This is a genomic window from Clostridium luticellarii (assembly GCF_002995845.1).
Taxonomy (GTDB): Bacteria; Bacillota; Clostridia; order Clostridiales; family Clostridiaceae; genus Clostridium_B; species Clostridium_B luticellarii.
On sequence record NZ_PVXP01000039.1, the window covers coordinates 14,139 to 31,329 of the forward strand.

Annotated in this window: 16 protein-coding genes; 12 read left to right on the plus strand and 4 right to left on the minus strand. The window is 31.9% G+C overall.

Annotated features, from left to right (window positions below; genetic code table 11):
• The first annotated feature begins 18 nt into the window (after positions 1 to 18).
• Positions 19 to 1,086, plus strand: coding sequence for a mannose-1-phosphate guanylyltransferase (locus tag CLLU_RS12165; RefSeq protein WP_106010059.1), 1,068 nt, complete (start codon positions 19 to 21; stop codon positions 1,084 to 1,086).
• Between the two features lie 67 nt (positions 1,087 to 1,153).
• On the opposite strand, the gene CLLU_RS12170 is transcribed toward CLLU_RS12165, so the two are convergent.
• Both CLLU_RS12170 and CLLU_RS12175 read right to left on the minus strand, forming a co-directional pair.
• Positions 1,154 to 1,426, minus strand: coding sequence for a GIY-YIG nuclease family protein (locus tag CLLU_RS12170; protein WP_106010060.1), 273 nt, complete (start codon positions 1,424 to 1,426; stop codon positions 1,154 to 1,156).
• Between the two features lie 20 nt (positions 1,427 to 1,446).
• A complete protein-coding gene (locus CLLU_RS12175; protein WP_106010061.1) occupies positions 1,447 to 2,058 on the minus strand; it encodes a DNA-3-methyladenine glycosylase in 612 nt (203 codons plus the stop codon).
• Positions 2,059 to 2,259: 201 nt separating this feature from the next.
• Between CLLU_RS12175 and larC the strand changes: the two genes are divergently transcribed.
• From larC to CLLU_RS12190, 3 genes are all read left to right on the plus strand, one after another.
• Positions 2,260 to 3,552, plus strand: a complete 1,293-nt coding sequence (gene larC, locus CLLU_RS12180; protein ID WP_106010062.1) for a nickel pincer cofactor biosynthesis protein LarC — start codon at positions 2,260 to 2,262, stop codon at positions 3,550 to 3,552.
• Between the two features lie 239 nt (positions 3,553 to 3,791).
• On the plus strand, positions 3,792 to 5,174 hold the full coding sequence (locus CLLU_RS12185; RefSeq protein ID WP_106010063.1) for a radical SAM protein: 1,383 nt from the start codon (positions 3,792 to 3,794) through the stop codon (positions 5,172 to 5,174).
• 143 nt (positions 5,175 to 5,317) lie between these two features.
• Positions 5,318 to 6,595, plus strand: coding sequence for an ABC transporter substrate-binding protein (locus CLLU_RS12190; protein WP_106010064.1), 1,278 nt, complete (start codon positions 5,318 to 5,320; stop codon positions 6,593 to 6,595).
• Between the two features lie 238 nt (positions 6,596 to 6,833).
• Here the strand turns inward: CLLU_RS12190 and CLLU_RS12195 are convergent, their stop codons facing one another.
• Entirely contained in the window at positions 6,834 to 7,961 is a 1,128-nt protein-coding gene (locus CLLU_RS12195; RefSeq protein ID WP_106010065.1) for a glycosyltransferase family 4 protein, read from the minus strand.
• A gap of 176 nt (positions 7,962 to 8,137) precedes the next feature.
• Between CLLU_RS12195 and CLLU_RS12200 the strand changes: the two genes are divergently transcribed.
• From CLLU_RS12200 to CLLU_RS12215, 4 genes are read left to right on the plus strand one after another with little or no spacing between them, the layout of a single operon-like run.
• The gene (locus tag CLLU_RS12200; protein WP_106010066.1) at positions 8,138 to 9,145 is read left to right on the plus strand and encodes a CotS family spore coat protein; all 1,008 of its coding nucleotides are present in this window, start codon (positions 8,138 to 8,140) and stop codon (positions 9,143 to 9,145) included.
• A 23-nt stretch (positions 9,146 to 9,168) separates the two neighbouring features.
• Positions 9,169 to 9,366: a hypothetical protein gene (locus tag CLLU_RS12205; RefSeq protein ID WP_106010067.1), complete on the plus strand. Its 198-nt coding sequence runs from the start codon at positions 9,169 to 9,171 to the stop codon at positions 9,364 to 9,366.
• Between the two features lie 37 nt (positions 9,367 to 9,403).
• Positions 9,404 to 10,165 carry a spore coat protein gene (locus tag CLLU_RS12210; protein WP_106010068.1) on the plus strand — a complete coding sequence of 254 codons (762 nt, stop codon included), beginning with the start codon at positions 9,404 to 9,406 and terminating at the stop codon, positions 10,163 to 10,165.
• Between the two features lie 30 nt (positions 10,166 to 10,195).
• Positions 10,196 to 11,218, plus strand: a complete 1,023-nt coding sequence (locus CLLU_RS12215; RefSeq protein WP_106010069.1) for a CotS family spore coat protein — start codon at positions 10,196 to 10,198, stop codon at positions 11,216 to 11,218.
• A gap of 57 nt (positions 11,219 to 11,275) precedes the next feature.
• Here the strand turns inward: CLLU_RS12215 and CLLU_RS12220 are convergent, their stop codons facing one another.
• Entirely contained in the window at positions 11,276 to 12,412 is a 1,137-nt protein-coding gene (locus tag CLLU_RS12220; RefSeq protein ID WP_106010070.1) for a glycosyltransferase family 4 protein, read from the minus strand.
• A gap of 113 nt (positions 12,413 to 12,525) precedes the next feature.
• Here CLLU_RS12220 and CLLU_RS12225 point away from each other — a divergent pair, with 113 nt between their 5' ends.
• The 4 genes from CLLU_RS12225 (at position 12,526) to CLLU_RS12240 (ending at position 16,943) form a co-directional block, all read left to right on the plus strand.
• On the plus strand, positions 12,526 to 13,527 hold the full coding sequence (locus CLLU_RS12225) for a CotS family spore coat protein (protein WP_106010071.1): 1,002 nt from the start codon (positions 12,526 to 12,528) through the stop codon (positions 13,525 to 13,527).
• 135 nt (positions 13,528 to 13,662) lie between these two features.
• Positions 13,663 to 14,547 carry a sporulation peptidase YabG gene (yabG, locus tag CLLU_RS12230; protein WP_106010072.1) on the plus strand — a complete coding sequence of 295 codons (885 nt, stop codon included), beginning with the start codon at positions 13,663 to 13,665 and terminating at the stop codon, positions 14,545 to 14,547.
• Between the two features lie 206 nt (positions 14,548 to 14,753).
• Complete coding sequence (locus tag CLLU_RS12235; protein ID WP_106010073.1) at positions 14,754 to 14,990, plus strand: Veg family protein; 237 nt, start codon at positions 14,754 to 14,756, stop codon at positions 14,988 to 14,990.
• A gap of 399 nt (positions 14,991 to 15,389) precedes the next feature.
• A complete protein-coding gene (locus CLLU_RS12240) occupies positions 15,390 to 16,943 on the plus strand; it encodes a DUF3794 and LysM peptidoglycan-binding domain-containing protein (protein WP_106010074.1) in 1,554 nt (517 codons plus the stop codon).
• The last annotated feature ends 248 nt before the right edge of the window (positions 16,944 to 17,191 follow it).

The following is a 17,191-nucleotide window of genomic DNA, read 5'->3' on the forward strand; positions in this document are numbered from 1 at the left end:
TTATTTGGAGTGAAATTATTGTTATATGCACTAATTCTCGCAGGAGGAAAAGGAACAAGGCTATTTCCATTATCCAGGGCTAAAAATCCAAAACAATTTTTAAAGATTATAGATAATAAAAGTTTCTTGCAAAATACTGTAGATAGAATTATACCTTTAGTAGATAAAAAAAATATATATGTAGTTACAAATGAAGAATATATGGATAAGGTACAGGAAGAGCTTCCATATATAAGTACAGAAAATATATTTGCAGAGCCTCAAAATAAGGAAACTGCTACATGTATTGGATTTTCAGCGGTAAAATTATTAAAAAAAGATCCTGATGCCATAATGATAATTTTACCTTCAGATCACTATATAGAAAATAAAAAATTATTTTTAAGCACTGTTTCTCAAGCTGTACAAATTGCAGAAAAGAAAAAAGGGCTTGTTACTATGGGAATCAAGCCCACCAGACCTGAAACTGGATATGGATATATAGAAATGGGAGAAAGGGTCAATTTAGGCAACGTCACTTTTAAAGTGGAGAGGTTTTTGGAAAAACCCAATATAGAAGTAACTAAAGATCTAATATTAAAAGGCACATATCTTTGGAATAGTGGAATATTTGTATGGAGAGCGGATGTTTTTTTAAGGGAAATGCAAAAATATCTTCCTAAAATGCACAAATGCATGATAGCTATTTATCAGGGACTTAATACAGAACGGGAAGAAGAAATTGTAAAAGAGCAGTACAGGATTATAGATGGAATATCCGTGGATTTTGGAATAATGCAGAAAACCAGGAAGGCCTATGTAATTAAATGTGAGTTTTTCTGGGATGATATAGGGACCTTTACTGCTCTAGGCAGACTTTTTAAAAGTCTTGATGGAAATAATGTAAAGGGAAATGCAGTGCTGCAATACAGTGAAAACTGCACTGTATTTGGAAACGACAAACTCATAATAATGTTTGGAGTTAAAGATTTAATTGTAATAAACTGCAAGGATGTACTTTTGATTATGGACAAAAACAAAGATCAGGAATTAAAGTATTTAGTGGATATTTTAAAAAATAAAAGCGATTTAAAAAAATATCTATAATTTGAATTTTTCATAAAGAAAAGGATTTAGCAGCAGAATTCATTGAATTTCTGTGCTAAATCTCTTTTTATAATTTTTTGATGACTGCATTTTCAAGATTTAATGATTTAATCAATCTAAACTTGTCCTCATGTGTCATTTTTTTTATTACATATTCCCTGTGAAGAGCTTCTTTTTTTGAAGTATATTCTTCAAAATAAACAAGTTTTACGGGAATTCTTCCTCTAGTATATTTGGCACCTTTTCCACTGTTGTGAGTTTTTATTCTTTTCTTTAAATTATTGGTATAACCTGTATAAAAGGTACCATCTCTGCACTTTAAGATATATACATAATTCATTTTGCAATCACTTTCATAGTTTATTTAGCGGATATGTAGCTGCTATTTTCAATATAAAATCTCCAGGGATAATTGGCAGCTTCCTGAGCATAACTGATACCTATTCGTTTTGCAGCTTTTATAGTGAATTCATTGAAATTATCTTCTGCAATATACAAAGTGCTGCCACACAGATCAATTTTATTTTCCTCTTTACCTATAGAGAGGGCTTTACATAATTTACCTGGACCATTGGTCAAATTTATTATTTTAGCTTTGTTTAAAGAGGAAAATGATCTATTATATCTGTTCAGAGATATTTCATTTAAATTTCCCAGCGGTTCAAGAGCTCTTATAAGTACTGCTTCAGGTATGCCCTCTTTTTCAGTTACTATATTAAAGCAGTAATACATACCGTATATCATGTATACATATGAGAAACCACAGGGACCATACATTATTTCAGTCCTTTTAGTTCGTCTGCCGCCGTAGGAATGGGCGGCTTTATCTGTAACGCCTTTGTAGGCTTCTGTTTCAACTATTCTTCCAGATAGCTTTTTACCATTTATGCTATGAACTATTATTTTGCCAAGCAGATTCTGTGCTACAGTAAGAGTGTCTTTACAGTAAAAATTCCGCTGTAGTTTTTTCAATTCCAACACAACCTTTTGTACAAGAAATATATAATAAATTATATACTAGACAGTTATTTTGTCAAATTGAATGGAGTACATTCTATATTTTGTACGGAATTGTTATAATGTAAATTAAAAAACTGTTATACAAAATATTCATATATATGGTAAAATTAGAACAGGATATTACTAAATAAATAATACAGGAGATTGAGAGTCATGAAGGTACTTTATTATGATTGTTTTTCAGGAATAAGCGGAGATATGAATTTAGGAGCGCTGTTGGATTTAGGTATAGATAGAGAATATCTAATTTCACAGTTGAAAAAATTGCATATTGGGGGCTATGATCTGCAGGTCAATAGAGATATGAGAAATGGAATAGCAGGTACTAGAGTGGACGTAGTCTTGGGAAAAAATCATGGCGGCAATAATGGAGGTCATTCCAACAGAAATTTAAATGATATAGAGAATATAATAAATTTAAGTGATTTAAGTACAGAAGTTAAAGATATAAGTTTGAATATTTTTAAAAAAGTAGCAGAGGCTGAGGCCAAAGTCCATAATAAGCTTTTAGAAGAAGTACATTTTCATGAAGTGGGGGCGGTGGATTCAATAGTTGATATTGTAGGAGCTGCCATATGCTTTGATTATTTCAAGGTAGATAAAGTGGAAGCCTCCAGGGTGGAAGTTGGAAGGGGATTTGTAAAATGCGCCCATGGAATACTTCCGGTACCAGCACCTGCCACAGTGGAAATATTAAAGAATATTCCTATAAAATCTGAGGTGCCTTTTGAAGCCACTACCCCTACGGGTGCAGCTATACTGACTTATTTTTCTTCAGAATACACTGAAAATAGAAATTTTAAAATAAGCAGAATAGGATATGGCATAGGTCATAGGGACAATGATATCATTCCAGATGTACTGAGGGTTTTTTTAGGAGAGATCATTCCCATAGAAAATGATGATAAACAGAAAAATTATAATGAGAATAAAAATCATAGAATTGAATATATATCAACTGATGAGGAAAAGCTAGATGAATATGATTTTAATGATAAAGATTACAAGGTGGAAGATATACAAGTTATAGAGTGTAATATAGATGATATGAATCCTGAGATGTATCAATGTACAATGGATGCTTTACTGGAAAATGGGGCATCAGATGTGTATCTGACTCCTATAATCATGAAAAAGGAGAGACCGGCAGTAAAACTCACTGTATTATACAAATCTAAAATAGAGGAAAAGATAAGGGATATTATTCTGACTCAAACCACCACTTTGGGATTTAGAAAATATAAAATGCAGAGAAATATTTTGAATAGAAATTTTACAAGGATAATTACCAAATACGGAGAAGTGGGTGTAAAGAATGCGTATTACAAGGGGAAAAAGATAAAGAGTAAAATTGAATATGAGGACTGCAGGAAACTTGCACTGAAAAATAAAGTAAGTGTACAGGAAATATATAGGGAAGCCATGACTGAATTGTTAAAACAATGAGATATTGAAGCCCAATTTAATACAACGAAATGATCAGTATAAAGATTATAAAGCATAGATACAGCTACTTGAATTGAATGTTGACAAATGTAAGTTAAAAGCTATATTATAATGGTATATAAATAACATATATTATATGATAATGTTTTTATTATCGTTATTATCCTATGTATTTAAAGAGAAATGGATGTTTTTTAAGCATTCGTTTCTTAATTATTATTATTTAGGAGGAATGTCGCATGAAGGTAACTGGAATATTGGAAAAGACAGCTAAAGATGCATTGGTTAAATCCGGTGTGAAGTTACTTGACAGGGATCCGGAAGAAAATCTTGATAAGATATTTGCATTGATTAAAAAGACGGTAAAAAAAGATGAAGACAATTTGGCTAAAGTAACCAGAGTTCAAGAATTGTATAAAACAAATCCTGCAATCCATAAACTTGCTATTAGTATTGTTAAAGACTCTAACAAAAAGTGTATAGATAAATTTTTTACCAATTTTTTTGCAAATGCTGCCTGGTATGGAATGCCAAAAAGGGAAAAATTTTTTCGAGAAACGGGGATAAAAACTCCTTTTACTATTCTTATGAGTCCATCTATGAGATGTAATCTGAGGTGTACGGGATGCTATGCTTCAAGTTACAGCAAGGAAGATGATATTCCTAAAGAAGAGGTGGATAGAATAATTGGAGAGGCTAGAGAACTTGGAATTTATTATTTTGTGATTCTCGGAGGAGAGCCTTTCATAAATGACTATATGCTTGATATATATGAAAAGTATAGCGATTGTATGTTTACTCCATTTTCCAATGGAACTTTATTTGATGAAAAACTAGCTGATAGAATACAAAAACTTGGGAATGTGCTTCCTATGTTTTCGCTGGAAGGATTTGAAAAGGAAACAGATGAAAGAAGAGGTAAAGGAATATTCAAGAAGGTTATGCATGCAATGGATCTTCTGAAAGAGAGAGGGGTTCTATTTGGAGTTTCTACAGCAACCGGCAGGTATAATATGGATACAGTTACATCAGATGAATTTATAGATATGTTAATTGAAAAAGGTGCTAAAATGAGTTGGTATTTTATATATATGCCGGTAGGTAAAGAGCCTGATGTGGATTCCATGCTTACTCCACAGCAGAGAATACGCCTTGGGGAAAGAGTGAGAAAAATAAGGACTACCAAACCTTATTTTGCAATTGATTTTTTCAACGATGCTCCTTATGTTGGCGGATGCATTGCAGGAAAATTTTATTGCCATATAAATTCAGAAGAGCAAGTAGAGCCCTGTATATTTGCCCATTTTGCGGTGGATAATTTAAAGAATAAAAAACTTGTAGATGCATTCAAATCAGATTTTTTTAAAGAATTGAGACACAGACAGCCGTATAATGACAATTTGCTGTTGCCTTGCATGATGATCGACAATACGGAACAGATTAGAGAAATTGCAAAGAAAACTGGAGCAAAGCCCACAGATGAAGGCGCAAGGAAGATGCTGGAAGATCCTGAGTTTCAGAAAAAATTGGATAAATTATCGAAGGATTTTAAACCTTATGCAGAAAATGCATGGAAAAAAGATTTCAATTGTGATGGCAATTATAAAATGTCTAAAGGTTAAATCTTTAAAACATCCGAAGAATAGCGAATTCTTCGGATGTTTTAATTTTACGGAGAGTTGAAAAATATGTTTTTATTTGTTAATATTAGTGTAAAATAGTTCATGGATTAAATTATAATTAGAGAAGTGTAGGAGAAGTTTTTATGAATAGGGCTTTAAAAACGGTGTTATTTTTAATACTTACTGTAACTTTGATTTTGACAATTTCCTGTGATGCTCAAGATAATGAGGAAAATAATAAAAATGTGCCTAAAGGAAATATTGAAGTTGTGACGGATGTAGAACATGGATCTCAATTGAAACTTGCAGCAAGTAGGTTTAATGATATACATAAAAATGTAAATGTAAATGTTGTACTGGTAAGGGATACAGATAATAATATTAAACCCCTGCTGAGTAATTCCAAATATACGGCGGATATAATAACTCTAGATGATAGCTATGTTAAACATACTCTGTCTAAATATTCTGATGGGATTTTAAAGATAACAGATTCCGTGAATTTATACAAAAATGCTTTATTAAACAATAAGATGAACAATAATACTATGAAAGGCGGGATTTACGCACTGCCCTGGGATACATATCCAAAGGCTTTAATATATAGAAAAGACATATTTGCCAAAGAGGACGTAGATATAAATAGTATAAAAACCTGGAGTGACTATATAGAAATTGGGAGAAAGATAAAAAATGACACAGGGAAAGTGTTTATGGGAAATGTGTCTGATTATAATAGTGATATTTTTTTATTACTTGCCAATCAATTAGGAACAAGTTATTTTAATGAGAGTGGAAAGCTGGAATTTCAGTCTCAAAAGTGGTCTAGAGTTATGGAAATAGCTAAGATTTTTTATGGAGAGGATTTAATAGAAGACTTTAATTCCAAAAGTGATCTTATAGGTGAATTAAGTGGAGGTAAGGTGGTATCTTTTATCGGAGATCCAACTTATGTCAACCTGTTGATGAAGAAGTATCCTAAAGATGGCTCTAAGTGGGGAGTAATGAAATTTCCAGCCTTTGAGCCAGGTGGAAATAGGGATGTTTCTCTTGGAGGAACCAATTTAATTATAAATAAAAAAACTAAGCAGCCTGATCTGGCACAGGATTTTATAAATTTTGTACTTACGGATGATAGATTACAGATGGATTTATTGAATGACTATGGTAGGTTTCCAACAAATGTAAGCGTGTATAATCTTGTGGATCTTAATAAACAAATTACATATTTTGGAGCTCAGATATGGAATTTGTATGCTGAAGTTGAACAGGGAAGTTTTATTATAAACTATACTAGGGATTTCCCGGAGATAAGGGAAAAGATAAGAGGAATTCTAACTGAATCCAATGTAAAAAGTCAAGATTTTAAAAATATAGTAGAGGGTATAGAAAAATCTTTGAAAAATGACATGGGAAAATAAAAAAATTTTAAATTAAATTTTATGAAACGTTTACAAAATTTTAAAATTAGTGTATAATAAAATTACAGGGACTTAATCATAGGGATCTTTTAACATATGAGCAAGACTTTTTAACTAAGTGCGAAATAGTTAAAAAGTCTTGCTTTTGTAGAACAATTATCAAATAATTTTTAGGCATAGGAAGAACTTGTCTAGAAATGTAATATTGCTAAGTCCTTATTTGATAAGATAGGGGAAACTAGTTACGGGATGGATTTAAAATTTTTGTGTAGGCTTCAATAGTATTCTCTGAAGTCTTTTTCCAGGAAAATTTGGAAGCTTGTTTTAAAGCTTTAGAACTCAAGTCATGTCTTATATTTTCATCATTAAGTAAGGCTTCCATAGAATACATAAGGCTTTTTATATCAAAAGGGTTTATAAGAATGCCTCCATTTTCCACCACTTCTGGAATGGATGATATATCTGAGGTTATTACAGGAGTGCCACAGCTCATGGCCTCCAATGGTGGAAGACCGAATCCTTCGTATAGGGATGGATATATGAAAGCATCACAGGCATTGTACAGTATAGGCAGCATTTTTTCTTCCACAAATCCTGTAAATTTAATATTTTTTATTATATTTAAATTTAGAGATAAGTTTTTTAACATATCCAGCTCGTCTTTGTTGGAACCTACTATAATTAAATCGTAGTTTCTGTCTAAGTTTTTATGAACCCTGGAAAAGGCATTTATTAAGGAAGATACATTTTTCCTGGGACTGAAGCCTCCAATATAGAGTATGAATGGATTTTCTATATTGTATTCCGTTTTCACTTTATATTTACATATGTCTTTTTCCAAAGGCCTATATTTTTCATCTGCAGCTAAAGGGGTTACAAATATCTTGTCTTCAGCCATTGGGAAAAATTTGATGATATCTTTTTTTGAGCAATCGGATACAGTTATTATTCCATCAGATAAATTGATAATATCAGGCATTTCTTTTAAAAATTTTTCTAAATATCCTTTTCCAACAGTTTCAGGAAGCACATAAGGTATTAGATCATGTATAGTGACAACTTTTTTACAACGTATGTTTTCAGATATTCCTATACCATTTTGAGGAATATGATATATATCTACAGCCTCCCTTTTTAAATGTTCAGGGAAATAATATTGTTCAAAGAATCTATGCTGTCTTCTGGAAGCCATTATTATTTTAGTATTATTTTGCATAAAATTTTTGTAATTGCTGCCGGACCAGTATATATCATAAAAATTTTCCATGTGATCTTTGATTATAAATTTTAATATCTTTTCCGTGTAAGTGCCTATACCAGTGCCTTTATACCAATTAATCCCCCTTGCATCAATGGCAATTTTCATTGTTCTCTACCTCCACACTCTAGTAACACTAAACTGATTGAAGCGTTCTAATATATATTATTAGCATTTATATTAAATGGTGAACGCAACTTTCCAGCTGCAGGGAACACATCTATCACATACCCGTGTGATTAGACATATACTACGTATATAGTAATTTTTGGAGGAAGAAGCTTTTGGATATACTGGAAGTGCGAAGATATGTTGAGGATGCGTATGATCTTCATATTGAATTTATAGAAAAAATAAAGAGCATATATAAAATTCATACCAAATATAATGAATATTGTTTGAAAGTAATAAATTATGATTTCGGACATTTTCTATTTATAATTTCCGCTATAAAGCATCTCCAAAATAAAAACTTTAAAAACATACCTGAAATAATCAATACCAAAAATAAAAGAAATTATATAAAAATAGGAAATTCCTATGCTTATTTGTGCAAATGGATTAATTCTAGACGGTGTAATTATGATAATCCTCTGGATGTTTTAGCTGCTACTTCGAAATTGGCGGAACTTCACAGAAAAAGCTGCTATTTTAAAGTTACTGATAAAATGAATCCCAGAATAGGATGGTTTAAATGGATAGATACTTTTTCAACCAGAAGAGATGAAATATTGGATTTTAGAAAGCGGATAATGAATAAATCACATAGAGGGGAATTTGATGTATTGTATTTGGAAGCCATGAGGAAAGAAATAAATATCGCGGAAAATTCTATAGATCACTTGAAGGCCTCAGAATACATGGACAGAATGAAAGAGCATATAAAAAACGGAGGCTTTTGCCATCATGACTATGCAAATCATAATATTTTAATAGACACTGAAGGTGAAGTAAATATCATAGATTTCGATTACTGTATGTTGGATACTTATCTCCATGATCTGTCCAGTCTGCTTATAAGGGTTATGAAAAATGGAAAGTGGAAAATGGAAAGTGCCAATTTTATTTTGGACACATACAATGTAATAAATAATGTAAGACAGGAAGATATACCTATTATGGCTGCTTTTATGGAATTTCCCCAAAATTATTGGCAGATTGGCATACAGTATTACTGGGAAAAACAACCCTGGGGGAAGGATTTCTTCATTAAAAAATTAAATAAAATGCTCAAGGATGTAGAAGCAAGATCAGAATTTATAGAGAGATTCAAAAATAAAAAATTCAGTTGATTGAAGAGGGGGGATAGTTTTTTATGTCGCATAAAGGATCATATCATAAAAAGTCAGTAGATGTGAAAAACAATGATTTAGGATATTATGAAAACAGGGCGGAGAGTTTGAAGAAAACTGTAAAACAGCTGGAAAAAATGCATAAGAAGAAAAAAGAAGTCATGAAGCTTGAGAAGAAGAGGAGACATATATTGAGACAAATGAGAAGAGCTCACAAATAAAATCAAAGCAGGAGCAAAATTATGAGGTGATTTAAGAGTGTACTTTCGGAGTATTGAATCATATTTTATAGAATATTTGAAATCAAGAGGAATATTTGTAGTAAAAGAATTTAAGGACAAGGTTAAATATGAAGATCTAACTTTAGATAAAATAGAAAATCAGATATACGCAATAAGTGAATTTCATAAAAGAACTTTAGGATATACAGGAGTTATGAATAGGCGGCTGGATAACAACATAGGCAGAGACGTAGAACAATATAAGATGTACACTAGAAAATTTAAAAAAGATATAGACGTAATAAAAGAATCTAAAAACAGAAGTATATTTCTAGAAAGAATAAATCAAGTTGGGGAGAAGTATCTCATAAGATCACAAAGTTGTCTGGATAATTTATGTAAAAACCACTATATGGGTTTGATTCTGAGAAGTATGGATAAAATCGAAATGTGCCTCAAGAATACTTGTTTTGACAATTTGAGAAAAAATGAAAATATAGAAGTAATAGATGTGAAAGGCTGCTGCTATAACATGGTGGAGATGGATGCAGTATATTTTTTAAGCAGGCTGAAAAGAAAAGGTACAGATATTGATTTTGCTTCCTTGGTTGATAAATTCTGCAGATATGAGAATCTAGATGAAAGCAGCATACAATTTATATTGTCCATGTTATCTTATCCTTATGAATTTATGAAATGTTACAACAGGTATAAATATCACACTAAAAATTGGAATGAAGGAGAATACCTGATTAAATTAAATAAGGCCATATACGAAGATGGAGATAGCCTGATTTAAGTGATATTAAGCAATTAAGGAGGGTTTCAGTTGATAGACAGATATGGAGAAAAAAAATATTTAGCTAAATATGATCTGTGTGTAGAAATTTTTGACAGATTTGATTTAGAAATAAGTGACATTGTGCCAATAAGAAATGTATACATGGTTTCTACAAACAGAGGGGAAAAGATATTAAAAAGAGTAGAATATACTTTAGATGAGTTAAAATTCATTGATGAAATTTTGACCTATGTGAAAAACAAGTTTCCCAGAGTAGTAAACTTTGTTAAAAACAAAAAAGGTGATATATATACAATTTGGGAAGGCGAGATGTACTGTATAATGGACATGGTCCAGGGGAAGGAATGTAATTTCAGCAATCCGGTGGATTTAAATACAGCATCCGAGGGTTTGGGGGAATTTCACCTTGCATCTGAAGGATTCAAGAGTAACATGAACAACAAGTATAACAATGGAAGGCTTATTGATGTGTTTAAAAGAAGAATTCAGGAAATGGATTTTTTTGTAAATATAGCAAATATACATGAAAAGAAAACAGAATTTGATGAAATATTTATAAAAAATTCCAGACATTATATAAGAGAAATAAAGAAAAGCGAGATGCTGCTGGAGAAATCCTGCTATTACAAACTCTGCAGTGAGGAGGATAAAATAGCAGTGTGCCACCATGATTTAGCTTATCATAACATACTGATAAATGACGGTAAAGCTTATTTTGTGGATTTTGACTATGCAATTATAGATCTTAAGGTGCATGACCTGTGCAATTTTATAAATAAGGTCATAAAAAATTTTGCCTTTGACATGGATAAAACCAGGCTGATAATAAAAGGATATTGCCATAAAAATACTTTAAGCAACAGGGAACTTGAAGTATTGTATGCCATGCTGAGTTTTCCAAATGATTTTTATACTATATCAAAAGATTACTATACCAGGCGTAAGGATTGGGAAGAGGGAGTATTTCTGGATAGATTGAAGAGAAAAGTAAGATACAAAGAGGACAGACTGGAGTTTTTAGAGGAATTTAAGGATACAGTTTTAAAATAGAAAATATTATAATACCCTTGAAATAGAAAATATATTTATTTCAAGGGTCTGTTTATTTTAAAAACTGATTTTTTTACCCAGGATTTTATTGTATATGCTTATGGTATCCTTAGCTGTTTTTCCCCAGCTTAGTTGAGCAGCCCTTTTAATACCTGAGGATATAAGTTTGTTTTTTTGGTTTTCATCTGATAATACCTTTAGCATGGATTCACATAGCTCATCCCTGTCTTCAGGGTTTACCAGAAGGGCTCCGTCTCCTGCAACTTCAGGAAGAGAAGTAGTATTTGAAGTTATTACTGGAATTCCACAGGCCATGGCCTCTATTGGAGGCAAGCCAAATCCCTCGTAAAAAGAGGGATATACAAATAATTTAGCAGCATTGTATATATAGGGAAGATGCTCCATGGAGATAAAACCAGGAAATATAACCTTGTCAGACATATTTAATGTGTCGGTTCGCTCTTTATAAGCATCATATGACTTCCCTTTCGCACCTGCTATCACAAGCTTTATGGGTTTTTTGTAAGATGATATAAATTTATTGAAACTCTCAATTAATCCAAGTATATTTTTCCTGGGACTGAAGCCGCCTACATAGAGTATATAATCTTCAGTTATGGAATAATATCTTTTAGCTATATACTTACTTATGTTCTTATCCAAAGGCCTGTATATATTTTCGCTGGCCAGGTGAGTAACATATATTTTGTCCTCAGGAAAATCAAAAGTTTTCATTATATCGTTTTTCGAAAAATTTGAAACCGTAATTATTCCATCACATTTAGGCACTATTTTAGGTATATAATTAGAAAAAATTTTCAGATATCTTTCGCTTACCGTTTCAGGCATTTTGTATGGAATAACATCATGAAGTGTTGCAACAAATTTGCATTTTTTTTCCATGGGAAGTCCCACGCCGTTTTGAGGCACGTGATATAATTCTATTTTGTTGTGTTTTATTTTGTTTGGTATATTTATTTCCTCCCAAAAACTGGTTTTGCTTTGCGGAGGAATAGTATTCACAGTAAAATTTTTTTTTAGGCATATATCATTTGTGAAACTTTTGGGTATAAAAAGCATATAATTATTTATATTGTCAATATTATTTAAACAATTTATAAGCTGATAGGTGTAAGTACCTATGCCAGTACCTCTATACCACTTGGCGGCACGACCATCAATTCCTATTTTCATAGAATTATTCCTCTCTAAATTGGTATATTTCATTATATTAAAATCCAGCTAAAAATGTTAATATTCTTCTAAAATAACTCAGTATTTCATATAGATATATAGGGGTGATTAACATGATGCGAGAATTTGAAATAGAAAGACAATTTAATGTAAAAATTGAAAATATAAGACCGAACAGAGGAGTATATCTTCTAAAAACCAATAAAGGAATGAAATGCTTAAAAAAAGTAAATTATGGAACCCAGAAACTTTTATTTGTTTATGGAGCAAAAGAACATTTAATAAATAATGGATTCCCATATGTAGATAAATACTGTGTTAATATAGATGGAAATCCTTATGCTCTTGTAAATGAAGATATCTATACCCTCTCAGAATGGATCAGCGGCAGGGAATGTGATTTCAAAAACAGAGAGGATGTGATAAATGCCTCCAAGTGTCTGGCAAGAATGCATATAGCTTCAAAAGGTTATGAGCCGCCTGAAAACAGTAAGCTTAAGACGGATTTGGGAAGATGGCACCATCTTATGGAAAAACGGGTTAAGGCTCTGGATAAGATGAGAGATATGGGAAAGAAAAAAAGCAATAAAGAGAATTTTGATTTGAATTACATGAAAGTCATTCAATTTTATAAAGACTTTGGGAAAAAAGCTATTGAGGTATTAAAGGATTCCAGATATGATGAATTGTGTGATATAACAAAACATGAAAAGGGATTTTGTCATCATGATTTTACATATCATAACATAGTAATAGATGATGACAATAATGTAAATGTAATAGATTTTGATTATTGTAAGAGAGAAATAAGATCTTATGATATCTCGTCTTTTATGATCAAGGTTTTAAAAAGATCAGACTGGAATATGGAAAATGCCAGGCTTATACTTGATTCTTATAATGAGGTAAGTCCTCTTAAAGAGGAAGAATATAGGGTAATATTTGCTTTTTTGTTGTTCCCACAGCGTTTTTGGAGATTGGCAAATAGATATTATTATAATGAAGTTAACTGGAAACTGAATACATTTAATAATAAGCTGGAGGAATTGATCTCTGAGCAGGAAAAATATATACATTTTATCGAAGAATTTAAGAATACGTATAATCAAAAATAGATTTGAATTGAAAATTAGGACCTATATGCGGATTAGTATTAAATTAAATCCAGTATAGGCCTTATTTTGTGCACTTAAAAAAGGATAAAATCATATATATATATGGTGACTTTTTATATATGGGGATGTTGAATTATGAAAATAGGTGATGTAGTAGTAAGAAAATCATATGGTAAGGATATAACTTTTAAGATTATAGATATAAAAGAAGAAAAAGGATGCAATATTTATATTTTAAAGGGAATAAATTTAAGATTAATTGCGGATTCCACTATTGAAGATCTGGAACATGTAGAAAAGGAATCTCTTACAAAGGATGAAATTATATTCAATAAAAAAGTTAATGAATCAATTAAAGGCATTTTAACCAATAGGGGAGGTTTCAGGCAGGCAGGAACTGTAAAGGAATATAGCATAACAAATTTTGCATCACATGATTCCAAGAATGAGCTGGCGTTTGGAAGACCTGGAAAAGTACTTCATGTAGACGGTGATCCTGAGTATCTGGATGTGTGCCTTAAAGTGTATAAACAACTTTTATTGGATGTAGTGGGAAAGAATATAGCAGAAAAGGATCAGCCTGTAAAGGTAGTAGAACTGGTAAAAGAAATAAAGCCGGATATAATTGTAATTACAGGTCATGATTCCATAGCCAAGGGAGCTACAGATTATATGAATCTGGATAATTATAAAAATTCAAGATATTTTGTTAATGCAGTGTCTGAACTTAGAAATTATGAACCAAATTATGATGATCTGGTGATATTTGCAGGGGCTTGCCAATCCTGTTATGAAAAAATTTTGGATTCAGGAGCTAATTTTGCCAGTTCACCCAGCAGAGTACTTATACATTGTCTAGATCCGGTATTTTTATGTGAAAAAATAGCATATACGAATATAGAAAAGGTGGTATCCATTCAAGAGGCCATAAGGAATACTATAACTAGAACTAATGGAATTGGAGGACTGCAGACTAGAGGAAAGTACAGGGAGGGTTTTCCAAAGTCACCATATGTATAAAAAACATAAAAAGTGTAAATATTATTGTATATATGAGTGACTTGAAGGAATAGCAATATATTGTAGTATAAATAAAACTATGTGAGCTTTGTTAACAAAAATTTAATATTGACAAAATAAATTATTAACGATATACTAAACGGTTCAGTTGACATAATTAACCTTGTGATGTATAATATAAAATGTAGAGAGAGGGTGTTTAGAGAATGGAAGGAATAAATGTTTTAGCTTCTATAAGAAAGAATATCGAAAACCATGTAGGAGATAAAGTAACTTTAAAAGCAAATGGCGGTAGAAGGAAGGTTTTTGTAAATAAAGGAATAATAGAAAAAGCTTATCCCAGCATATTTGTAATCAGGTTAGAAAGTGACACCCAAAGGAAAGTGACTTATAGCTATTCAGATGTTTTAACAAAGACAGTTCAATTAGTTTTTTCAGTGTAAAAGGCAATGTCTAGTTCATTTAGTTGTCAATTATCTTTAAGTATCTATTAATTATCTCATATGTCCATTAATCTGTTTTGTAAAATCATATAAATTCAACATTTTTAAAATAGTATATAAAATAATAATTTGAATAATTATCATTTCATGTACTATTTTTTGTTGCAAAATTATGGGTAAGAAGAAAGATGGCAACATTCCATCTTTCAACTATGGTATAAAAGGGTATTGAGAATTTATGAGAGGTTATATGGTTAACAACCAATTTAATATTACGTCAAAATTCTGCAAATGTCAATATTAATAGACATTACAAAAAATTATCAGAAACATGGTTATATTTTTTATCTTCCGTTTATATAAATTAAATAGTAGGTTTTTATGTGGGAGGTAATAAATATGAGCATAGATTTTGTTAAAGAAAATATAGAATGTGAACAGCTTATGGCTGAGAATTTTTCTGATACCGTAATAAAAGCAGAATATATTATACCGGATACTAATCCAGATGTTAACCATATCTTAATTTTAAATGCAAAGCCCAGCATAACAAATAAAGAAGTAATGCAGGACAAAGTGTTTATAGAGGGAAAGGTGCAGTATACTATACTTTATTTAGCCAAGGAAGATGAAGCCATGGGTATTTACAGTGTGAATTATACTGGCGATTTTTCAAATTATGTTGAGATATCTGGAGCACAGCATAATATGCTGTGCGATGCTGATTGCTACGTGGAACATATGGATTGTAATATAGCTAACGAAAGGAAGGTATCTATTGAAGGAATTATAAAATTGAAGGCGGAAGTATATAAGAAGTATGAATTTGAAGTTATAAAAGATGTGGAAAATTCGGGAGATATACAGATGTTGAAAAATCCTGATACTGTGGATAAAATAGTGGGAACTGTGTCCGGGGATTTAGTTGCAAAAGCAGAGATTCAGATACCTATGGATAAGCCGCAGATTGGCAGTATATTGGGATGCAATGTAAATGTTCATAAGAAAACTGTGAATGTATTGGAAGGGCAGATATCCGTAGAGGCATATGTGCTTATAGGGGTACTCTATAGGGGAAAAGATACAAGGGACATAGTATATGTAGAGGAGGATGTTTATGTAAATAAAGAAATTCCGTTAGATGGAGTGACTCCGTCCATGGACAGTTATACTGATTTCTGTGTGGATGAAATTGAAAAAAGTGTAAGAGAGGATGATTTGGGTGAGGACAGGATAATCGATATGGAAGTACTGGTGAACTCCAATACCAAGGTTATGTATAAAGAGGATATGGATATAATAGAAGATGTCTATTCTCCCTCATCTCTCATGCAGATGGATAAAAAAGATTATGAATTAAATGTGATGCATGGACAAAATAGCACTCAGAGTATGATTAAATCCAACATAGAGTTAGAAGATAATTCTAAGCCTAAAGAAGTGATCATGTGCTATGGTGAGGTTTGTATAACGGATAAGAAAATAGTGGAGGATAAGGTTGTTGTTGAGGGGGTTTTAAGTGCCAAAGTCCTGTATAAAAATCTAGAAGATGAAATAAACAAGACAAGTGATGAGATACCTTTCAGCTGCAGCATAGACATACCTGAGAGTAAAATTGACATGCAGTGTATAGCCAAGGTTGCTCTGGAGAGCATTGAGGGAAACATAGAAATAGATACTATAGCCATAAAGGCAGTAGTAGAGGTTTATGCAAGAGTAAATTATATTACCCACAAGGAATTTTTAGTTGATATAGATTCCGCAGAGGGAGAATTTCCAGCTAAGAAGGCTAGCTTGACTATATATGTGGTTCAACAGGGGGATACTCTCTGGAAGATAGCTAAGAAATATTATACTACCATAGATGATCTGGTGAAATTGAACAGCATAGAGGATCCAGAAGTTATAAAGGCAGGAGAAAAACTCATCATACCGGGAAGAGCTGTAATATAAGCAGAGAGCCCAAATCTTTGATTTGGTGCGAATCGCTTACTCATTCGACCGAAGGGAGAAGGAGTTTCCTAAATTAGAGCCCAAATCTTTGATTTGGTGCGAATCGCTTACTCATTCGACCGAAGGGAGAAGGAGTTTCCTAAATTAGAGCCCAAATCTTTGATTTGGTGCGAATCGCTTACTCATTCGACCGAAGGGAGAAGGAGTTTCCTAAATTAGAGCCCAAATCTTTGATTTGGTGCGAATCG